Raw genomic sequence first — 19,366 nt, 5'->3', positions numbered from 1 at the left:
TCCCCGGGCGCTTGTAAAGCCGCCCGGGGCTCAGGAACCGCAATGACCCAAGTCGACTTCTATATATTGCCCAGCGCCGATCCTTCCGCGCGCCTGGACTTTGCCTGCAAGCTCACCGAAAAAGCCTGGCGCATGGGCCACCGTATCTACCTGCATTGCAGCGATGCCGCCCAGCGTGACGACCTCGACGCCCGCCTGTGGCGCTTCAAGGGCGAAAGCTTCGTGCCCCACGGTGCCGCCGAATCAGAACCGGAAGGCCTGGTGGTACTGGGTTTGGGCGACAGCTGCGGCGATCACACAGACCTGCTGGTCAACCTTGACCTGAAAGTACCGGCCTTCGCCAAGGGTTTCGCCCGCGTGGCGGAAGTGGTGGTGGAAGACCCGGCTATTCGTCAGGCCGCGCGGGAGAGTTTCCGTTTCTACCGCGAACAGGGCTATTCTCTGCAAGATCACCGGCTACAACGACTTTGAGCACACGATGGACACTCCAAACCCGCTAAAAGACTCTGACCACCTGCTGGATGACCTTGAGTCGATCCGCAAGCTGCTCGGTGATGATGACCTGCAACCGCCGCTGCTGACCGATTCGGTCAACGGTGACGTACAAATTCCCCTGCTGTTCGATATGGTGGGTGGCAAGCCGGTTACGCCGGAACCTGTCGAAACGCCCGTGGTACAAGCTGCGCCGGCTGCGGCTGTTGCCGTACCTGCCGCCGAAAAAGCCCCCGACGCCCTGCTGCTGCACCTGGACAACGAACTGCGCGCCGCCGCGCAACTGATCATGCAAGACGTGATCGACGATTTTGCCCCGCATATCGAAACCGAGATCAAGCGCCGGCTGGATGCGCGCATGGAACGGTTGTTGAGCCAGTACCAGAACTAAGGCTGACACATATCCCCTGTGGGAGCGGGCTTGCTCGCGAAGGGCGTGAACGATAACGCGTACATCCTGAATGAACGCGCCGCCCTCAGGTTTTTCGCGAGCAAGCTCGCTCCTACCCCTCTCCCCTATCCCCCGTTATACTTGTCGGCTTTCCTGAATTAATGCCAACTAGGGTCCCGCCGCGCATGGATAAGACCTACCAGCCGCACGCTATTGAAACTTCCTGGTACCAGACCTGGGAGTCCGAGAATTATTTCGCTCCGCAAGGCGCGGGCGATGCCTACACCATCATGATTCCGCCACCGAACGTCACTGGCAGCCTGCACATGGGCCATGGCTTCAACAATGCGATCATGGATGCCCTGATTCGTTTCCGCCGCATGCAGGGTCGCAACACCCTGTGGCAACCAGGTACAGACCACGCCGGTATCGCCACCCAGATGCTGGTGGAACGCCAACTGGAAGCCACCGGCCAGAACCGTCACGACCTGGGCCGCGAGAAATTCCTCGAGAAAATCTGGGAATGGAAGGATCAGTCCGGCGGCAATATCAGCCGTCAGATCCGTCGCCTGGGCTCGTCCGTCGACTGGAGCCGCGAGCGCTTCACCATGGACGATGGCCTGTCGGAAGCCGTGAAGGAAGCCTTCGTGCGCCTGCATGAAGACGGCCTGATCTACCGCGGCAAGCGCCTGGTCAACTGGGACACCAAGCTGCACACGGCGATTTCCGACCTTGAAGTGGAAAACCACGACGAAAAAGGTTTCCTGTGGAACCTCAAGTACCCGCTGGCTGACGGCGCCAAGACCGCCGAAGGCAATGATTACCTGATCGTCGCCACCACCCGTCCGGAAACCATGCTTGGTGATGCCGCCGTCGCGGTTAACCCGAATGACGAACGCTACCAGGCGCTGATCGGCAAGTTCGTCGAGCTGCCGCTGGTTGGCCGTCGCATCCCGATTATCGCGGATGACTACTGCGACCCTGAATTCGGCACCGGCTGCGTGAAAATCACCCCGGCCCACGATTTCAACGACTATGAAGTTGGCAAGCGCCACAACCTGCCGCTGCTGAACATCTTCGACAAAAACGCCGCCGTTCTGCCGGCCTGCCAGGTGTTCAACCTCGACGGCACGCTGAACGAGAGCATCGACGGCAAGATCCCGGCTGAATACGCCGGCCTCGACCGTTTTGAAGCGCGCAAGCAAATCGTTGCAGCCTTCGACGCTGCCGGCCTGCTGGTAAGCGTTGATGACCACGCCCTGAAGGTGCCGAAAGGCGACCGCTCCGGCACCGTCATCGAGCCCTGGCTGACCGACCAGTGGTACGTGTCCACCAAGCCTTTGGCTGAGCCGGCGATCGCTGCCGTGGAAGACGGCCGCATCGCGTTCGTGCCGAAACAGTACGAAAACATGTACTTCTCGTGGATGCGTGACATCCAGGATTGGTGCATCAGCCGCCAGCTGTGGTGGGGCCACCGGATTCCGGCCTGGTACGACGAGTCGGGCAAGGTCTACGTGGGCCGCGACGAAGCCGAAGTACGTGCCAAGCACAACCTTGGCGCGGACGTGGCGCTGCAACAGGACAACGACGTACTGGACACCTGGTTCAGCTCGGGCCTGTGGACGTTTTCCACCCTCGGCTGGCCGCAACAGACCGAATTCCTGAAGAAATTCCACTCCACCGACGTGCTGGTCACCGGCTTCGACATCATTTTCTTCTGGGTTGCCCGGATGATCATGCTCACCATGCACTTGGTGAAAAACGAAGACGGCACCCCGCAGGTACCGTTCAAGACCGTGTACGTGCACGGCCTGGTGCGTGATGGCCAGGGCCAGAAGATGTCCAAGTCCAAGGGCAACGTCCTGGACCCGCTGGACATCATCGACGGCATCGACCTGGAAACCCTGGTGCAGAAACGCACCTCGGGCCTGATGCAGCCGAAACTGGCGAAGAAGATCGAGAAGCAGACCCGCGACGAGTTCGCCGATGGCATCGCCAGCTACGGCACCGACGCCCTGCGCTTTACCTTCTGCTCGCTGGCGTCCACCGGTCGCGACATCAAGTTCGACATGGGCCGCGTCGAAGGCTATCGCAACTTCTGCAACAAGATCTGGAATGCCGCGCGCTACGTACTGGATAAAGGCGAAGACTGCGGCCAGAACGGCGAGACCATCGAGCTGTCCCTGGCGGACCGCTGGATCATCTCCCAGCTGCAGCGCACCGAAGCCGAAGTGACCCGTCAACTCGACCAGTTCCGCTTTGACCTGGCGGCGCAGGCCCTGTACGAGTTCATCTGGAACCAGTATTGCGACTGGTACCTGGAACTGTCCAAGCCCGTGCTGTGGGACGAGAACTCGCCGATCGAACGTCAGCGCGGCACCCGTCAAACCCTGGTGCGCGTACTGGAAGTGGCGTTGCGCCTGGCGCATCCGTTCATGCCGTTCATCACCGAAGAAATCTGGCAGCGCATCGCGCCGCTGGCGGGCAAAGACGGCAAGACCATCATGCTGCAACCTTGGCCGGTGGCCAACGAAGCCCGCATTGATGAGGCGGCCGAAAGCGATATCGAGTGGCTCAAGACCCTGATGATGGGTACGCGCAACATCCGCGCCGAGATGAACATCGGTCCGGGCAAGCCACTGGCCGTGTTCGTGAAGAACGCCAGCAGCGAAGACCTGCGTCGCCTCACCGAGAACGACGCGCTGCTCAAGAAGCTGGCGAAGCTGGAGTCGATCACCGTATTGGCCGCTGGCGAAGAAGCACCGCTGTCCGCCACTGCACTGGTGGGCGAGATGGAAGTGCTGGTGCCGATGGCCGGCCTGATCGACAAGGGTGCCGAACTGGCGCGCCTGGACAAGGAAATCCTGCGCCTGCAAGGCGAAGTGCAGCGGGTGGGCGGCAAGCTGTCCAACGCGGCGTTCGTCGACAAGGCTCCGGCTGAAGTGATCGAGAAAGAACGCGCCAAACTGGCTGAGGCTGAACAGGCTTTGGGCAAGCTGGCGGAGCAACACGCGCGGATTTCCAGCCTGTAAGGGGCTGCCCGTGCGGAAAAAGAGACCTTCGGGTCTCTTTTTTTTGCTTGGAAAAACACCGCCATTTCTCTTTGGAAACCCGATCAATGTGGGAGCTGGCTTGCCTGCGATGGCATCGCCTCGGTCTGGCAGATACACCGAGTCACCTGCATCGCAGGCAAGCCAGCTCCCACATTTGACCGAGTTCGACCAAGGAATGTGTGACAATACCCGCCACTTTTGAAACAAACGCAGAATCGACGCAGCCCATGACCGCCCCCAGCACACCCAAAGCACCGCGCAAGAAGCCAAAATCCAATACGCCGGCCAAGCCCGTCGTTCCGCGCAAAGAGGCCACCTTGCACCCGCGTAACCGCCACCAGGGCCGTTACGACTTCCAGGCGCTGATCAAGACCACGCCCGAACTGGCGCAATTCGTGATCATCAACCCGTACGGCAAGGAAAGCATCGACTTTGCCAGCCCAGACGCGGTGCGGGTGTTCAACCGGGCGTTGCTCAAGGCGTTCTACGGCATCAATCACTGGGATATCCCGGCTGACTACCTGTGCCCACCGGTACCGGGGCGTGCCGACTACGTGCACTTCCTCGCCGACCTGCTGGCGAGCGTCAACGAAGGCGTGATCCCCCGTGGCGCGCCGGTGAAGGTGCTGGACATCGGCATGGGCGCCAACTGCGTCTATCCGTTGATTGGCTACAGCGAGTACCGCTGGAACTTCCTCGGCTCGGAAGTCGACCCGACCGCCGTGGCCGCCGCCAAGGCGATCGTGCAGTCCAACGGGCTGAACAAGGCCATCCAGCTGCGCCAGCAAACCAACCCCAAGCAGATCCTGCTGGGTTTGCTGGAGCCGGGCGAGCGGTTTGACCTGACCATGTGCAACCCGCCCTTCCACGCGTCCATGGATGAAGCGACCAAGGGCAGCGAACGTAAATGGCGCGCACTGGGCAAGGCTGATCCGAAACGCAAGTTGCCGGTGCTGAACTTCGGTGGCCAGTCGGCGGAGTTGTGGTGTGAAGGCGGTGAAGCGCGGTTCGTGACGCAACTGATCGCTGAAAGCGCGCATTTCCAGCACAAGGTGCTGTGGTTCAGCACGCTGGTGTCGAAAGCGTCGAACTTGCCGGCCATTCAGACAGCGCTGAAAAAGGCCGGTGTGCTGGAAAGCCAGGTGGTAGAGATGTCCCAGGGCCAGAAGCAGAGCCGCTTCGTCGCCTGGACCTTCCAGACCCCGAGCGAGCAACAGGTGTGGCGCCAGCGTTGGGCCCGTAAAGACTGATAAATCGCAGGCAGCAAAAAACCGTGCCCGGATCGCTCCGGAGCACGGTTTTTTTTGCTGCGTCTTACTTGTTAACAGCGTCGGTCAGGCCTTTGGCCACAACCAGCTTGATAACTTTCTTGGCAGCGATTTCGATGGCTGCGCCAGTCGAAGGGTTACGGCCAGTACGGGCAGGACGCTCGGTCACTTTCAGTTTGCCAACGCCTGGCAGAGTGATTTCGCCGCCGTTTTCCAGCTGATCAGCAACGATCTGGCTCAGTTGGTCCAGCAGAGCACGCACGGTGGTTTTCGGTGCGTCTACAGCTTCAGCCAGATCAGCGATCAGTTGGTCTTTAGTAATAGCCATTGTGGTGTTCCTTCCCTATCAAATTCATTTGGATTGCAGAGTGCAGTGTCAGCCATCGAGCCCTGCCATCAAGGCCTGGCACCCAAGGGCTATAACCACGAAGATCGGGGTTATAGATACCTGAAACCGGGTTTGGTTCGACCTGACAAATGCTGAATGCACGCTTAACGCCCAGACTGCGCGTAAGACGGGGCAAAACTAGCACAGAGACGGGGAAATATCCGCCTCAACATACCCATTTGGTCAGCTTTATCGCTCTAAACCGTGAAAAAAAGGCATATGGCCCGTCGGATGGCGCTCAAAACGCCCTCCGAACAGCGCCATCCCCAGCGGGTGCGGTACACTGGCGACTTTTTCCGGGAGCCCGACCACTCCCCTTCAACCAGCCGAGAAGCCCATGCCGATCCGTCATTGCATCGTCCACCTGATCGACAAAAAACCCGACGGCACACCCGCAGTTCTCCACGCCCGCGACTCCGAGCTTGCCGAGTCGGCCGCGATCGAGAACATGCTTGCCGACCTCAACGAGAGCTACAACGCCAAACAAGGCAAGGCCTGGGGCTTTTTCCATGCCGAGTCCGGCGCGCACCCGTTCAGCGGCTGGTTGAAGGAGTATTTCGACGGCGGCAAGGATTTCACCGCCTTCAGCCGCATTGCGGTGGAACACCTGCAGAAGCTGATGGAGGAGTCCAACCTCTCCACCGGCGGCCACGTGCTGTTTGCCCACTATCAACAGGGCATGACCGATTACCTGGCGATCGCCCTGCTGCACCACAGTGAAGGCGTGGCCGTGACCGACCAGCTGGACGTGACGCCGTCACGCCACCTCGACCTTGGCCAACTGCACCTCGCCGCGCGGATCAACGTGTCCGAGTGGCAGAACAACAAGCAGTCCAAGCAATACATCTCCTTTATCAAGGGCAAGAACGGCAAGAAGGTCTCGGAGTACTTCCGCGACTTTATCGGCTGCCAGGAAGGCGTCGACGGCCCGGGCGAAACCCGCACCCTGCTCAAGGCCTTCAGCGACTTCGTTGAAAGCGAGGATCTGCCGGACGAGTCCGCCCGCGAGAAAACCAAGACCCTGGTGGACTACGCCAGCAGCCAGGCCAAGCTCGGCGAGCCGATGGGCCTGGAAGAGCTGTCCGGGTTGATCGATGAAGATCGGCCAAAAGCCTTCTACGATCACATCCGCAACAAGGACTACGGCCTGTCGCCGGAAATCCCGGCGGATAAACGCACCCTCAACCAGTTCCGCCGTTTCACCGGGCGTGCCGAAGGCTTGTCCATCAGCTTTGAAGCGCACCTGCTGGGCGACAAGATCGAATACGACGAAGCCGCCGGCACCTTGATCATCAAGGGCCTGCCGACCCAGTTGACCGACCAGCTCAAGCGTCGCAACTGATGCTGGGCGGGGTTCTGAAGAAAGTCCTGCTGGTGTTGCTGGTGGTGGTGGTTTTCCAGAACTGGGGCAAGATCGAGCGGCTGTTCAACCCCTCCCAGGTGGTGCCCGAGCAGACACGCGCGGCGGCGCGCGTGGTGCTGTATTCCACCGAGTGGTGCGGCTACTGCAAACAGATCCGGCGCTTTCTGGATTCCAAGGGGATTCCCTACCAGGCGTTTGATATCGAGAAGGACGCCCAGGCGCGCAAGGCGTACGAGGCGTTGGGGGGCGGCGGGATTCCGTTTGTGGACGTGAACGGCACGCTGATTCGCGACTACAACCCGGAAGCGATCATAGCGGCCCTGAAGTAACTCACTCTGTAAAATACCGCAGATCAAATGTGGGAGCGGGCTTGCTCGCGAATGCGCTGGTTCAGTCAATACATCTGGCGACTGATCCACCGCTTTCGCGAGCAAGCCCGCTCCCACATTGGGTTTGCGTACGCGTTAGAAATTGGCCTCCAGGGAAACCATCGCCGTACGCTCTTCACCCACGTTGTAATACGCCGAGCTGGCCGCCAGGCCATTCACCGGCGCCGAGTTGAACGACACGGTGCGCGCCGAGCTCAAGTATTCCTTATCAAACACATTGAGCATCGAGAAGCGCAGCGCGGCCGACTTGAAGACCTTCTTGTCCACCGGCAGGTAGATACCGGCGTTGAGATCAAACACGGTGCGCCCGGAGATTTTCTCGTTGTTGGTCAAATCACCGTAGAACGCCCCGACATACTTGCCGGCAATGTTGCCGTAGTAGCGCTTGTCGTCGTAACCAAACACCAGGTTGAGCATGTTTTCCGGCACGTTGGCCAACTGGTTGCCCTTGGTCGGCAACAACACGTTCTTGCTGACAAAGTCGTCCTGCTGCTCGGACTTGGTATAGGTGTACGACGCGTAGTAGTTGAAGTTGTACGGCAGCAGGCCGCTCCACTCCAACTCCAGGCCTTTGTTGGTCACGTCACCGACGTTGGCCATCACGTAGTCACCGTTCAAGTCGGTGGTCGACAGCTGACGGTCCTTGAAGGTGATGTAGAACAGGGTGGCGCTGAGGGCCATTTTCTCTTCGGTGTAGCGCCAGCCCAGCTCCTGGTTCCAGCTCAGCTCGGGGTTGAGGTTGAGGGAGTCACCCTTGTTGTACAGCACGTAGTTCTGCGGGGTGCGCATGTTGCGAGTGACGTTGTAGAACGCCTGGTTGCTCTCGTCGAGCTGGTACTTGGCACTGAAGTTCGGCAGGAACTGGTGGTAACGGGCGTTACGCTTTTCCGGCTTGTCGTACAGGCTGCCCAGGTTGTCGCCGTCACGCTCGACGTACTGGTACGCCAGCCCGCCGACAAAACTCAGGTCTGGCGTGGCTTGCCAGCTGTCCTGCACCCACAGCTTCTGGGCCGGGGTCACGGTGTATTGATGACGCCCCTGGACAGTCTTGCCGTTCTTGTCGACCACCTGGCCGCCGCTGTTGTAATCGCCCCAGACGTCGTCCGGTGCACCTTCGCTGTTGATCCCGATATACGGCTGGGTCTGGCGCTGGCGAGCGCGCTCGTACCAATAGCCGTAATCCAGGCTGTGCTCCTCGTTGATGTCCCATTTCATTTTGACCGTCACGCCAGGGCGCCAGGTTTCGGTCCACGAGGGGCGATAGTAGTTGGCCGACTTGAGGTTGCTCAGGTCGTAGTTGCCACTCTTGTCGGACTTCGGCCCCAGGTTGGTCGCGGTCTGGCCGCTGAAACTGCCGCCGTTGCCCCAGTAGTAGTAAGGCGCAACTGTCAGGGCCAGGTCATCACGCAGGCGCCAGCGCTGGGTGAAGGTGGTCATGACACTTTCGAAAGGGTTGCGGTTGAGCTTGTAGGAAGACGACAGCAAGCCGTTTTTGTAGACCGGGGTTTCCGAGTAATCCAGGCGCCGCCCCTGTTGTTGGAACTGGGCCTTGCTCAGGGTGTTGTAGTTGTAGTTTTCCTGCTTGTTGTACTTCATGGCGAAGTTGCTGGAGTTGCCATTGTCGTCTTCGAACAGCGTGCTCCACTCCACCTTGTCACCGCGCACAGTGCCCTTGCCGCGCCACTTGTCGCCTTCGGTGTGAGAGGCCGAGACCCAGCTCTTGAAGCCGCCCAGGTCGCCGGTGTTGAGCCGTGCGAAGGACTTTGTCAGGTTGTTCGAGCCGATGGATTGTTTGACGAACAAGCCTGGCTCTTTGGTCGGACGGATTGTGACCATGCCGATATTGCCGCCGCTGGAACCAATGTGTGGGCCATCCGCTTCGGAGGAGCCCTGGGTGACAAACACTTCGCCGACGTTTTCCGGATCGCCCAACTGGTTGGCGTACACGCCATAGCTGCCGGAGTCGTTGATCGGCACGCCGTCCATGGAAACCCCGACCTGGTCGGAGTTCATGCCGCGCATGGTGAAGCTGGTGCCGCTCATGCCGCTGGCGTCGTCGTTGGAAACGTTGATGCCCGGGGTGTACTTGAGCTTGTCGATGGCGTTGGCCGTCGGGGACATTTCGTCCATGGCTTCCTTGGTCACCGTGGACCGGGCCTTGGCACTTTCTTCCTGAATCATGTGGCCGGTGCCCAGGGTACGTTCGCCGGCGACGTGCACCGAACCGACATCCTGGGAATCGTCTGCCAGAACCAGCGGCGCAAAGCCGCCCAGGCCCGATGCTAAAAGCAGGGCATAGAGTTTGTTGTAGGTCACGAGTAGATCCCTTACATGCATCTATCTGTTGTTATGGGGGAGGTATTGGCGATCTCGGCCGGGTGAACAGCGCCGCCAATCTTCCTGACCACCTGCTCAGGAATCCGAGGATCATCCGTGCATCACGTAACGATTTGGTTACAGGTTTTGGCGATTGCGATGAAGGTTAAATGAAAGGTCCACACACACGGATGTGCCAAGGCATGGGGATTTTCAAGGGAAGGTGGTGCAAGTAATGACAGCGCCACGCCATTGCGGCGTAGCGCTCTGTATCTAGCGCAGTACGATCATCCGACCGAGCAGCGAGTGTTGTTCAAACCCCAAGACCGCCTGCAACGCATTGAGCACCGCCTGGGGGTCCTTGCTCGGGAAACTGCCGCTGACACGCCGGGCGCCGAGGTCTTCGTTGAGCAGCAGAATGCGCCCCGGATAGTAGCGGCCGAGGTCTTGCACCACATCGGCCAGCGGCGCCTTGTAGTAGTTGAGCCAACCATCGCGCCAGGCCAGGCGCGACTCGCTGTCGACCGCGTGCAGCTCATCGGCGACACCGTCGGCGTAGGCCACTTGCTGGCCGGCCGTGAGAATCTGTTGCTGAGCATACTTCGACGGCGTTACCCCAACCCGACCGGACAACACCGTCACCTGCGCACCTGCCGGTTGCAGGCGCACCTCAAACTGCGTGCCGAGCACCCGTGCTTCTCCGCTGCCGGCCTCGACCACAAAGGATTCGCCAGTGTGGGTCACACTGAAAAAACCGGCGCCACGGCGTAGCTGGATATGGCGCTCGCCATGCTTGAAATCCACTGCGATCGCACTGTCGGCGTCCAGGGTGACCTGGCTTTGATCGGCCAGGGTCACGGTCTTCACCTCACCCGGCGCGGTGATGTAATCCGCGCCGAAGTCATCGACCCAGCGTGACGGCTGCCAGCCGGCGCCCATCGAGATCATCACCAGCAGGCAGGCGGCCATGGCCAGGGCGCCAGACCAGCGCCGCACGCTGGAGCGTTTCGAGGTATTCATCGCGTTCAAGTAACCCTGCAGCGCCAGGGCATCCTCATCCGCCAACGTTCTGGCCGGTACTTCACTCAATTCCCACAGCACCTGGGCCTGGGCATAGGCTTCCACATGCGCAGGATCGGCCCGCAGCCAACGGCTGAACGTGGCCTGGTCGCCACTGCTGGGCTGGTCGTGCAACAGGCTCAACCAGGCCAGTGCGGCCTGTTCCTGGTCGGGCGTCGGGGTGACGCGGGCAGTGGCGTTCACGGGGCTTTCCTTGGCGATGGTTCACGAAGGCTGGCCTTGCAGGCTTCGAGGGCACGCATCATATGTTTTTCCACGGCGCTTTGGGACAGGCCCATGGCCTTGGCGATTTCCGCGTACTTGCGGCCATGGATGCGGTTGAGCAGGAAAATCTGCCGGGTACGTTCCGGCAGGCTGCGCAAGGCTGCTTCAACGTGACGCAGATCATTGCCCGCCTCCAGCGCGGCCTGGGGTTCGCAGCCTTGGTTATCCTGTTGTTCCGGCAGCCAGCCTTCGCTGCTGCGCACCCGGGCGCCTTCGCTGCGCAGGTGGTCGATGGCGATATTGCCGGCGCAGCGCAGCAGGTAGGTGCTGAGCTCCTCGACCTGCACCAGCGGCCGGCGCCAGAAGCGCAGGAACAAATCCTGCACCAGGTCCGCCGCCGTCGCACGGCAGCCCACGCGGCGGCTGACCAGCGCTTCCATCTGCGAGCGCTGGGACAGGAACACCTGCAGGAAATGCGCCCGTCCGCCCGCCGCGTCTGCGTGCTGCTCTGGGTGTTCGGGAGGCGTGGTGATCATCAACGGTGGACTCAAAGGGTCGCGAAGGCCGCGACCGGACTGGCCAGCAGGCCGAGGCCCGCCAGGATCAAGGCCAGCCTTGGCCGATACGGCAACAGCAACACCAGCAACAACCCGCTGAGCATCAAGACCGCGCACCACTCCACCAACCCCTGGCTCCACCCGGTCGCGAGCACCGCCGGCCAGATCGAGACAATCAACAGCAGCCAGCCGCCCACGCGCAAACCCAGGCGCCGACGAGGCGAAGGTTTACTGTGCAGCAGTTCGCCATGGTGCCGGTCCATGGACAGGCACAACGCGGTAAACCCTGCGTAACACAGCAATAGCGCCAGGAGCATTCAGTTCACCTCGCCCTTGAGGGTCAATGGCCGGGCACGTTCGGCCTTGGGCTGAGGGACACGGCGGTGCTGCATTTTCCAGGCAGCCCAGGCGAGGAACACGCCGCTGCCCAGGCACGTCAGGTCAAAACCGGCCATGGCCCAGTCGCCGTTGGCCAGGGACACACCCAAATGCTGGGTCGTGGTCAGCGCGTTGAGCACCGGCACGCCGATAAACAGCAGCGCGCCCACACTCAATTGCTCAACCCAGCCGCGGCGCCCCTGGCGAACAATCGCGTGCAGGACGCTCAAGCCCCAGGCAATAAAGAAGGCTTGTACTTCCCAGTCCGAGCGCCCGGCAAAGCTGGCCGGCAACAGGCGGTTGGCCCAGAAGAATGCAGCGATGGCAATCATCAAGCCGGACATGCTGGCGATGTTCAGCACTTCCACCAGCCGCAGCTCAAAGGGCAGCACACCGGTTTTGGTGTGCTTGAGCTGACGCTTGCCCAGCCACATCACCAGCCCGGTGCCGATCATTGCCGTGCCCGCGAGGCCGCAGATGAAATACAGCCAGCGCAATACCGGGCCGGCGAAATGGCCCATGTGCAAACCGTAGAAGCTGCCACCAATCGCCGCCGGCAGCGACTGCTCGCCGCTCACCCGCAACAGTTCGCCGGTAGTGCCGTTGAATGAGACGGTGCTGCCAAAGTCATGCACCACTCGATCCGACCCGGCGCGGAACACATTGACCGAGGCGTTTACATCGCTTGGATTATTCACCACCAGCCGTCCGACATGCCCGCCGGCCCATTGCTCGCGCGCCTGCTCGTACATCGGGCCCAGTGGCAGCAATTGCCCCGGCTGGCCGAGGGCCGGCGCATTGTCGGTGGCCGGAAACACATCGTTGAAGAACGCACGGGTATCGTTGCCGTAGGAAGCGAGGATGCTCGCCGGCATTACCATGCTCATGAAAATCACCAGGCTGCTGTAGGTGATCATCAAGTGGAACGGCAACACCAGCACGCCCACGGCGTTGTGCCCGTCCAGCCAGGACCGCTGGCCCTTGCGCGGGCGGAAGGTGAAGAAGTCCTTGAAGATTTTCTTGTGGGTGATGATCCCGGTGATCAACGCCACGAACATCACCATCGCGGCGATGGTCGACAGCCAGCGCCCCCACGGATAGGGCATTTGCAGCTGGAAGTGGAAACGATAGAAGAATTCGCCGCCCATGCTTTCCCGGGCCTGGACCTGCTGGCCGCTGACGGGATCGAGGAGTTTTTCGACGAAATTTCCGCGTTTGCCCGGGTCGACCTTGTCTTGCCACATCACCGACAGGCCCGGCTCACGGCTGCTCGGCAAGGTGATAAACCAGCGCGCGGCATTGGGCGCCTGGTGTTGCAGATAGGTTTGGGCGGCGGCCAGGCTACGGGCGTCATCGACGGGATGCGCCTGCACTTCGGGCTGCATCCAGTGGGTAATTTCGTCCTTGAAATACGACAGGGTGCCCGTCAGGAAAATCGCAAACAGCAGCCAGCCAAAGATCAGCCCGACCCAGGTGTGCAACCAGGCCATGGCCTGGCGGAAGCCCTCTTTCATGTGCGCGCCATCCAGTACGCCAACCCGGCGAACGTGGCCATTATCGCGCTGGGCAGCAACACGCCAAACCAGGCGCGCCAGGCCGTGCGGCAGGCGAAGCACCAGATGACCGCCAACAGGTAGAACACAAACGAACTCAGCATGCCGCTGATCACCGCATCGGCGCGGCTGGTGGGCAGCCACAGCGTCATGCACACGCTGGCCAGCGAGGCCAGCAGGTAACCGCCGACCACAGCCGCCAGCACCCGCGACGTCACGGCAAGACGGTAGGAAACGGGAAGTGAGGTTTTGCGTTTCATGCACAAGGCGCCAGGTTCGTCAGTGCGCAATATTAATGATAAAGGTTCTCATAAGCAAAAGAGAACGCATCACTGGCAATTGCCGAACCCGCCTGCGCGCCCTACAATGCGAACAATTCTTGTTCTCTAAAGCATACCCATGCTGCCGGAGTGTGCGCGTTGCAGCCGTCCAACACCGTCGAAGTCCTGTACCACGACCATCACCACTGGCTTACCGGCTGGTTGCGACGCAAGCTCGGCTGCCCGGAAAGCGCCGCCGACCTGGCCCAGGACACCTTCATCCGCGTGCTCACCGCACGGGAAACACCGACGCTGATCGAACCTCGCGCCTTCCTCACCACCATCGCCAAGCGTGTGCTGTGCAACCATTACCGCCGCCAGGACCTGGAGCGCGCCTACATCGACGCCCTGGCACAAATGCCCGAACACGTGGCGCCGTCGGAGGAAGAGCGGGCAATCATCCTGCAAACCCTGATGGAGCTGGACCAGTTGCTGGATGGCCTGGCGCCCCTGGTCAAACGCGCGTTCCTGCTGTCCCAGCTCGACGGCCTGACCTACGCGCAAATCGGCGCGGAACTGGGCATCTCCATCGCCACGGTCAAGCGCCATCTGAATAAAGCGGCGATGCGCTGCTACTTCGCCCTATGAGTTTCTCAACGCAAGTCGCCGAACAAGCGGTGCACTGGCTGATGGAAATGCAGCAGGGCCCGCTCAACCCACGCAAACAAGCGGCCTGGCAACAGTGGCTGGACGCCCACAGCGAACATCAGCGGGCCTGGGAGCACATCCAGCGAGTGAACCAGCGCTTGCGCGGGATGCCATCACCCCTGGCCCATGCCGCCTTGAATGCACCGAAATCCAACAGTCGTCGTCAGGCCCTGAAGTTGTTGCTGATACTCGGCGCCGGGTCGGCAGCGGCCTGGGGTTTGCGCCAGCAACATATATTGCCGCCGTTGAGTGCCGACTACCGCAGCCCCATCGGCCAACGGCGCAAGTTCCAGCTGGCGGATGGCAGCCAGTTGCAGCTCAACACCGGCAGTGCGGTGGATGTGCATTTTGATGGCCAGCAACGCTTGATCCGCCTGCTCGAAGGCGAAATCCTGCTGACCGCCAAACCCGGCAACGCCCCGCTGCGGGTCATCACTTCCCAGGGCCTGCTCAGCGCCCAGGCCGCGCGGCTGAACGTGCGGCAATTCAACGATCACACACAACTGGCGGTGTTTGATGGGCACGTTGACGTGATGCCCAACACCTATAGCGGTTTGCCGTTGTCGGTGGAGAAAGCCCATCAGGTCAATTTCACCCGCAAAGGCTGGGACACCGCCCGCCCCACCGACGCCGGCAGCGGCGCCTGGGCCGACGGCATGCTGGTGGCGGCCCACATGCGCCTGGAAGATTTCCTCGCCGAATTGAGCCGTTATCGCCGTGGCCAGCTCAATTGCGACCCGCAGGTGGCCAACCTGCTGATTTCCGGCAGCTACCCGCTGGACGACAGCGAGCGAATCCTGGACCTGCTGCAAGTCAGCCTGCCGGTCAGGGTCCGGCGGTTTACCCGCTACTGGGTCACCGTCGAAGCCCGTGCCTGAAATATTTTCAAACCCCGTGAGCCGTTTTCCGCACCTCGCGTGACAGAGAAGGAAAGCCACCTTGATCCTTCCTTCTCAGGACCGCACTTCATGCCCCAGCAACCGACTCGCCTGACGCCACTCGCCCGCACCCTGCGCCACTTGTTGCTGGGGGCCAGCCTCAGTTTCAGCACCGTTCCCTACGTAATGGCGGCCGACGCCAAGCCCTACCGCATCGCCCCTACGTCACTGGAAGCGGCGCTGAATCAATTTGGCCGGGAAGCCGGCGTGCTGATTTCATTTGGCTCGGACGTGACTGCCGGCGTGCAAAGCCACGGCCTGTCGGGCAACTACACCGCTGAAGAAGGCTTGAATGCGTTGCTCAAAGGCACCGGCCTGCAAGCCCGTGCCGAGGGCAACAACGCCTTCAGCCTGCAACCGGCGAATGCTCCGGCCACCCTCGAATTGGGCACCTCCAACGTGGTCGGCGACTGGCTGGGGGACGCGGCGCAAACCAACGTCTTCGAGCACCCGGGCGCCCGGGACGTGATCCGCCGCGAAGAATTCGAACGCCAGGGCGCCACCCAGGCCCGCGACGTGCTCAACCGCATTCCCGGGGTCAACGCCCCGGAAAACAACGGCACCGGCAGCCACGACATGGCGCTGAACTTCGGCATTCGCGGGCTCAACCCACGCCTGGCCTCGCGCTCCACGGTCTTGATGGACGGCATCCCGGTGCCGTTCGCGCCGTATGGCCAGCCGCAGTTGTCGTTCGCGCCCATCAGCATGGGCAACATGGATGCCGTGGACGTGGTACGCGGCGGCGGCGCAGTGCGTTATGGCCCGCAGAACGTCGGCGGCATCGTCAACTTCGTCACGCGCGCGATTCCCGACGCGCCGACGGTAAAGGGCGGCCTGCAAACCGAAACCAGCCCGTCTTCCAGCCACGATGGCTTCAAGACCACCGGCAACCTGCTGGCCGGCGGCACGGCGGACAACGGCCTGGGCGGCGCGATCCTGTATTCCGGCACCCGTGGTGGTGATTGGCGCGAGAACAGCGACACCCGCATCGACGACCTGATCCTCAAGGGCAAATACCAGCTGGACGACGCCAACAGCTTCAACGCCATGGCGCAGTACTACGAAGGCAAGGCGGATATGCCCGGTGGTTTGAGCACTGCGGCCTACAAGGCCGACCCGTATCAGTCCACCCGCCCCTACGACCAGTTCTGGGGCCGGCGTACCATGTTCAACGCGGGCTATCGCTACCAGGAAGATCGCCGGGAATTCACGGTCAACAGCTTCTTCACCACCACCCTGCGCAGCGGTTACCTGGACCAGGGCAACTTCCTCTCCCTGTCGCCCCGCGAGTATTGGGTACGCGGCCTGGAAACCCGTTTCGCCCAAGGCTTCGACCTCGGCCCAACCAGCCACGAAGTCGGCGTGGGCTACCGCTACATCAACGAGGCCGGCCACGAACTGCGCTACCGCACGCCGATTTCCGCCAATCAGCAACTGCCGACCACCGACAGCCGCAACGACCGCGACACCCGAGGCAGCACCGAAGCCAATGCGTTCTTCGTCGACGACCGGATAGATATCGGCAAGTGGACCATCACCCCGGGCATCCGCTACGAGATGATCGAGTCCCAGCAGACCAACAACCTCAGCAACGTCAAATACAAAGGCGACTACAACACCGCCCTGCCGGCGCTGAACGTGCTCTACCACCTGACCGACGACTGGAACCTCTACGCCAACACCGAAGGGTCGTTCGGCAGCGTGCAGTACAGCCAGATGCCCAACCGCGTGACCAGTGGCGAAGTGAAGCCGGAAAAAGCCCGCACCTGGGAACTCGGCACACGCTATGACAACGGCACCTTGCGCGCCGAGATCGGCGCGTTCCTGATCAACTTCGACAACCAGTACGACAGCAACCAGACCAACGACACCGTGATCGCCCGCGGCGAAACCCGCCATCAGGGCATCGAGTCCAGCATCAACTACGCCCTCGACGGCTTGAGCCCGGCGCTCGCCGGTTTTGATGTGTACGCCACCTACGCCTACGTCGACGCCACCATCCGCGAAGACGGCCCTAACAAAGGCAACCGCGTACCCTTCTCCTCCAAGCACAAGGGCACCCTGGGTGTGGGTTACACCGAAGGTCGCTGGAAGTTGAACGTGGACAGCAGCTACCAGAGCAGCCAGTTTGCCGACAACGCCAACACTGAAGCAGAAAGTGCTGATGGCAGCACCGGACGCATTCCTGGCTACATGCTGTTCAGCAGCCGCGCGGCGTACGACTTTGGCCCGCAGCTGTCGGATTTGAACGTGGCGGTGGGTGTGAAAAACATCTTCAACAAACAGTACTACACCCGCTCGTTTGACGATAACAACAAGGGCAAATACGTCGGCGAGCCGCGCACGCTGTATGTGCAGACGTCCATCGCGTTCTGATCAACTGCCCGCCAGGCACGACGGTGTGCCGGCCACCAACGCGTCGATGGCGCACCGGGTCTTGGCCGGCATGTGCGTCGCCGTGGGCCAGATGACATGGATCGGCATCGGTTGCTCGCGGTGGCCCGGCAGCACCGCCTGCAATTGCCCGCGCAACACGTAGTGGGCGATCAGCCAACTGGGCAACCAGGCCAGGCCGACCCCGGCGATGGCGGCATCGGCCACGGCCTGCAGGTCATCGAGGATCAACGGCGAGGCGACTCGCTCGCGGTGCGGGGCATTGCTGCGATAGGCAATGCCCCGGTGCCCGGCCAGGTCGTCGATGGAGTCAATCCGAGGTGTGCGCTGCAAGTACGCGGGTGACGCCGCCAAGGCAATCGCCTGTTCGCCGAGGCGACGTGCACTCAAGCGGTCGGTGTCAGGCAATACGCCAATTCGCACCGCCAGGTCGAAGCCTTCCTGCGCCAAGTCGATCAATCGGTCGGAGAAGGAAATCTCGATTTCCAGTTGCGGAAAACGGTCCATCAGCCCCCACAACGCAGGCGCCGCATAGTGGTGGCCGAATGCCAAAGGCAGGCTCGCCCGTAACCGCCCTCGTGGCTGCTGGCGGCCACTTTCCAGCACGGATTCAGCCGCTTCCAGCTCTGCCAGTGCACGCAGGCAGTGCTCGTAGTAGGCCTGCCCGTCTTCGGTCAAACGCTGGCGCCGGGTGGAGCGTTGCAATAAAGACGTCCCCAGCCGCGCTTCCAGACGCGCCAAGCCTTTGCCCACCGCCGAGCGCGTGAGGTTCAGCCGTTCGGCGGCCTCCGTCAGATTGCCGCTCTCGACGATCTGCAAAAACAGTTCAACACCATCAAAACGCGGAGTGGCCATGGTCGTTTGTCGCCCTATATTCCCTTATCACAGGAAGAAGTATCGCTAATAAAGAATCAGATTCCCGTGAAAATGACACCTTCCCCCATTGAAAGGAAGAGGCCATGCCACCCGACGCCGTTGTATCCGCCATCAACCCGCCACGTACCGCCCGGGACGGCCTTGCGCTCACCGCCGTGTGCCTGGTGGCGCTGATGTTCGGGCTGGAGATTTCCAGCGTGCCGGTCATCCTGCCCACCCTTGAGCAGCAACTGGGCACCGGCTTCCAGGACGCCCAATGGATCATGAACGCCTACACCCTGGCCTGCACCAGCGTACTGATGGCCGCCGGCACATTGGCCGATCGTTTTGGCCGCCGACGCATGCTGGTGCTGTGCCTGTGGGTATTCGGGCTGGCTTCGCTCGCCTGCGGGCTGGCCAACGATGCGTCCACGCTGATCGCGGCGCGTTTTGTCCAGGGCGTGGGAGGCGGGGCGATGATGATCTGCCAGTTCGCGATCCTTTCGCACCAGTTCCGCGAGCCGGCGGCCCGGGCCCGGGCCTTTGCGGTGTGGGGCGTGATCGCCGGGGTGGGCCTGGGTTTCGGGCCGATGGTGGGGGCATTGATCCTGGCGGTGGCGGATTGGCGCTGGGTGTTCCTGGTGCATGTGCCGTTGACCTTGTTCACTCTGGTGTTGCTGCACATCAGCGTGCAGGAATCCCGTGACCCGGCGGCCCATCGCCTCGATATAGCCGGTATGGCCACCCTCACCCTGGCAGTGTTCGCCCTGGTCTATTTT

At 61.5% G+C, this 19,366-nt stretch carries 18 protein-coding genes; 10 read left to right on the top strand and 8 right to left on the bottom strand.

Features of this window, described 5'->3' with window-relative positions; genetic code table 11:
* Window positions 1–42: 42 nt before the first annotated feature.
* The 4 genes from HX869_RS28965 to rlmF all read left to right on the top strand — a co-directional run bounded on the left by HX869_RS28965 (window position 43) and on the right by rlmF (window position 5,186).
* Window positions 43–471, top strand: coding sequence for a DNA polymerase III subunit chi (locus tag HX869_RS28965; RefSeq protein WP_003210446.1), 429 nt, complete (start codon window positions 43–45; stop codon window positions 469–471).
* Window positions 472–478: 7 nt separating this feature from the next.
* Window positions 479–883, top strand: a complete 405-nt coding sequence (locus HX869_RS28960; RefSeq protein WP_178904039.1) for a DNA polymerase III subunit chi — start codon at window positions 479–481, stop codon at window positions 881–883.
* A gap of 185 nt (window positions 884–1,068) precedes the next feature.
* Window positions 1,069–3,915, top strand: coding sequence for a valine--tRNA ligase (locus HX869_RS28955; RefSeq protein ID WP_178904038.1), 2,847 nt, complete (start codon window positions 1,069–1,071; stop codon window positions 3,913–3,915).
* A 248-nt stretch (window positions 3,916–4,163) separates the two neighbouring features.
* On the top strand, window positions 4,164–5,186 hold the full coding sequence (gene rlmF / locus HX869_RS28950) for a 23S rRNA (adenine(1618)-N(6))-methyltransferase RlmF (protein ID WP_087695168.1): 1,023 nt from the start codon (window positions 4,164–4,166) through the stop codon (window positions 5,184–5,186).
* Window positions 5,187–5,250: 64 nt separating this feature from the next.
* Here the strand turns inward: rlmF and HX869_RS28945 are convergent, their stop codons facing one another.
* Window positions 5,251–5,532 carry an HU family DNA-binding protein gene (locus HX869_RS28945; RefSeq protein ID WP_003212743.1) on the bottom strand — a complete coding sequence of 94 codons (282 nt, stop codon included), beginning with the start codon at window positions 5,530–5,532 and terminating at the stop codon, window positions 5,251–5,253.
* Between the two features lie 397 nt (window positions 5,533–5,929).
* Here HX869_RS28945 and yejK point away from each other — a divergent pair, with 397 nt between their 5' ends.
* Window positions 5,930–6,934: a nucleoid-associated protein YejK gene (gene yejK, locus HX869_RS28940; RefSeq protein WP_003212745.1), complete on the top strand. Its 1,005-nt coding sequence runs from the start codon at window positions 5,930–5,932 to the stop codon at window positions 6,932–6,934.
* Window positions 6,934–7,284, top strand: coding sequence for a glutaredoxin family protein (locus HX869_RS28935; protein WP_178904037.1), 351 nt, complete (start codon window positions 6,934–6,936; stop codon window positions 7,282–7,284). Before yejK ends, HX869_RS28935 begins: the two co-directional genes overlap by 1 nt.
* A 135-nt stretch (window positions 7,285–7,419) precedes the next feature.
* Here the strand turns inward: HX869_RS28935 and HX869_RS28930 are convergent, their stop codons facing one another.
* The 6 genes from HX869_RS28930 to HX869_RS28905 all read right to left on the bottom strand — a co-directional run bounded on the left by HX869_RS28930 (window position 7,420) and on the right by HX869_RS28905 (window position 13,692).
* The gene (locus HX869_RS28930) at window positions 7,420–9,660 is read right to left on the bottom strand and encodes a TonB-dependent receptor (RefSeq protein WP_178904036.1); all 2,241 of its coding nucleotides are present in this window, start codon (window positions 9,658–9,660) and stop codon (window positions 7,420–7,422) included.
* A 273-nt stretch (window positions 9,661–9,933) separates the two neighbouring features.
* Window positions 9,934–10,923: a FecR family protein gene (locus tag HX869_RS28925; protein ID WP_178904035.1), complete on the bottom strand. Its 990-nt coding sequence runs from the start codon at window positions 10,921–10,923 to the stop codon at window positions 9,934–9,936.
* On the bottom strand, window positions 10,920–11,480 hold the full coding sequence (locus tag HX869_RS28920) for an RNA polymerase sigma factor (protein WP_003212753.1): 561 nt from the start codon (window positions 11,478–11,480) through the stop codon (window positions 10,920–10,922). The genes HX869_RS28925 and HX869_RS28920 overlap by 4 nt, the downstream gene beginning before the upstream one ends.
* An 11-nt stretch (window positions 11,481–11,491) precedes the next feature.
* Window positions 11,492–11,818 (bottom strand): DUF3325 domain-containing protein, encoded by a 327-nt coding sequence (locus tag HX869_RS28915; protein ID WP_003212755.1) that lies wholly within the window; start codon window positions 11,816–11,818, stop codon window positions 11,492–11,494.
* Window positions 11,819–13,393: a PepSY domain-containing protein gene (locus HX869_RS28910; RefSeq protein ID WP_178904034.1), complete on the bottom strand. Its 1,575-nt coding sequence runs from the start codon at window positions 13,391–13,393 to the stop codon at window positions 11,819–11,821.
* The gene (locus tag HX869_RS28905; RefSeq protein ID WP_003212759.1) at window positions 13,390–13,692 is read right to left on the bottom strand and encodes a DUF3649 domain-containing protein; all 303 of its coding nucleotides are present in this window, start codon (window positions 13,690–13,692) and stop codon (window positions 13,390–13,392) included. Before HX869_RS28905 ends, HX869_RS28910 begins: the two co-directional genes overlap by 4 nt.
* Window positions 13,693–13,851: 159 nt before the next feature.
* Here HX869_RS28905 and HX869_RS28900 point away from each other — a divergent pair, with 159 nt between their 5' ends.
* The 3 genes from HX869_RS28900 (at window position 13,852) to fecA (ending at window position 17,714) form a co-directional block, all read left to right on the top strand.
* Window positions 13,852–14,340, top strand: a complete 489-nt coding sequence (locus HX869_RS28900) for a sigma-70 family RNA polymerase sigma factor (protein ID WP_087695173.1) — start codon at window positions 13,852–13,854, stop codon at window positions 14,338–14,340.
* Complete coding sequence (locus HX869_RS28895) at window positions 14,337–15,278, top strand: FecR domain-containing protein (RefSeq protein ID WP_087695174.1); 942 nt, start codon at window positions 14,337–14,339, stop codon at window positions 15,276–15,278. Before HX869_RS28900 ends, HX869_RS28895 begins: the two co-directional genes overlap by 4 nt.
* A 90-nt stretch (window positions 15,279–15,368) precedes the next feature.
* Window positions 15,369–17,714 carry a TonB-dependent Fe(3+) dicitrate receptor FecA gene (gene fecA / locus HX869_RS28890; RefSeq protein ID WP_102605177.1) on the top strand — a complete coding sequence of 782 codons (2,346 nt, stop codon included), beginning with the start codon at window positions 15,369–15,371 and terminating at the stop codon, window positions 17,712–17,714.
* Here the strand turns inward: fecA and HX869_RS28885 are convergent, their stop codons facing one another.
* Window positions 17,715–18,587, bottom strand: a complete 873-nt coding sequence (locus tag HX869_RS28885) for a LysR family transcriptional regulator (RefSeq protein WP_177021372.1) — start codon at window positions 18,585–18,587, stop codon at window positions 17,715–17,717.
* Between the two features lie 104 nt (window positions 18,588–18,691).
* On the opposite strand from HX869_RS28885, the gene HX869_RS28880 reads away from it, so the two are divergent.
* On the top strand, window positions 18,692–19,366 hold a 675-nt coding region (locus HX869_RS28880; RefSeq protein WP_178904033.1), incomplete at its 3' end, for an MFS transporter.

This window comes from Pseudomonas sp. P7779 (assembly GCF_013386315.1).
GTDB lineage: Bacteria > Pseudomonadota > Gammaproteobacteria > Pseudomonadales > Pseudomonadaceae > Aquipseudomonas.
Note: the sequence above shows the minus strand (reverse complement) of the source record. Positions and strands in the feature narration are given on the sequence as shown.

Excerpts from the sequence above, each read along its gene's own strand:
- fecA (WP_102605177.1), top strand. The coding sequence starts at position 15,369 with ATGCCCCAGCAACCGACTCGCCTGACGCCACTCGCCCGCACCCTGCGC.
- HX869_RS28885 (WP_177021372.1), bottom strand. The coding sequence starts at position 18,587 with ATGGCCACTCCGCGTTTTGATGGTGTTGAACTGTTTTTGCAGATCGTC.
- HX869_RS28910 (WP_178904034.1), bottom strand. The coding sequence starts at position 13,393 with ATGAAAGAGGGCTTCCGCCAGGCCATGGCCTGGTTGCACACCTGGGTC.
- HX869_RS28945 (WP_003212743.1), bottom strand. The coding sequence starts at position 5,532 with ATGGCTATTACTAAAGACCAACTGATCGCTGATCTGGCTGAAGCTGTA.
- HX869_RS28960 (WP_178904039.1), top strand. The coding sequence starts at position 479 with ATGGACACTCCAAACCCGCTAAAAGACTCTGACCACCTGCTGGATGAC.
- HX869_RS28920 (WP_003212753.1), bottom strand. The coding sequence starts at position 11,480 with ATGATCACCACGCCTCCCGAACACCCAGAGCAGCACGCAGACGCGGCG.
- rlmF (WP_087695168.1), top strand. The coding sequence starts at position 4,164 with ATGACCGCCCCCAGCACACCCAAAGCACCGCGCAAGAAGCCAAAATCC.
- HX869_RS28915 (WP_003212755.1), bottom strand. The coding sequence starts at position 11,818 with ATGCTCCTGGCGCTATTGCTGTGTTACGCAGGGTTTACCGCGTTGTGC.
- HX869_RS28905 (WP_003212759.1), bottom strand. The coding sequence starts at position 13,692 with ATGAAACGCAAAACCTCACTTCCCGTTTCCTACCGTCTTGCCGTGACG.
- yejK (WP_003212745.1), top strand. The coding sequence starts at position 5,930 with ATGCCGATCCGTCATTGCATCGTCCACCTGATCGACAAAAAACCCGAC.
- HX869_RS28965 (WP_003210446.1), top strand. The coding sequence starts at position 43 with ATGACCCAAGTCGACTTCTATATATTGCCCAGCGCCGATCCTTCCGCG.
- HX869_RS28935 (WP_178904037.1), top strand. The coding sequence starts at position 6,934 with ATGCTGGGCGGGGTTCTGAAGAAAGTCCTGCTGGTGTTGCTGGTGGTG.
- HX869_RS28955 (WP_178904038.1), top strand. The coding sequence starts at position 1,069 with ATGGATAAGACCTACCAGCCGCACGCTATTGAAACTTCCTGGTACCAG.
- HX869_RS28895 (WP_087695174.1), top strand. The coding sequence starts at position 14,337 with ATGAGTTTCTCAACGCAAGTCGCCGAACAAGCGGTGCACTGGCTGATG.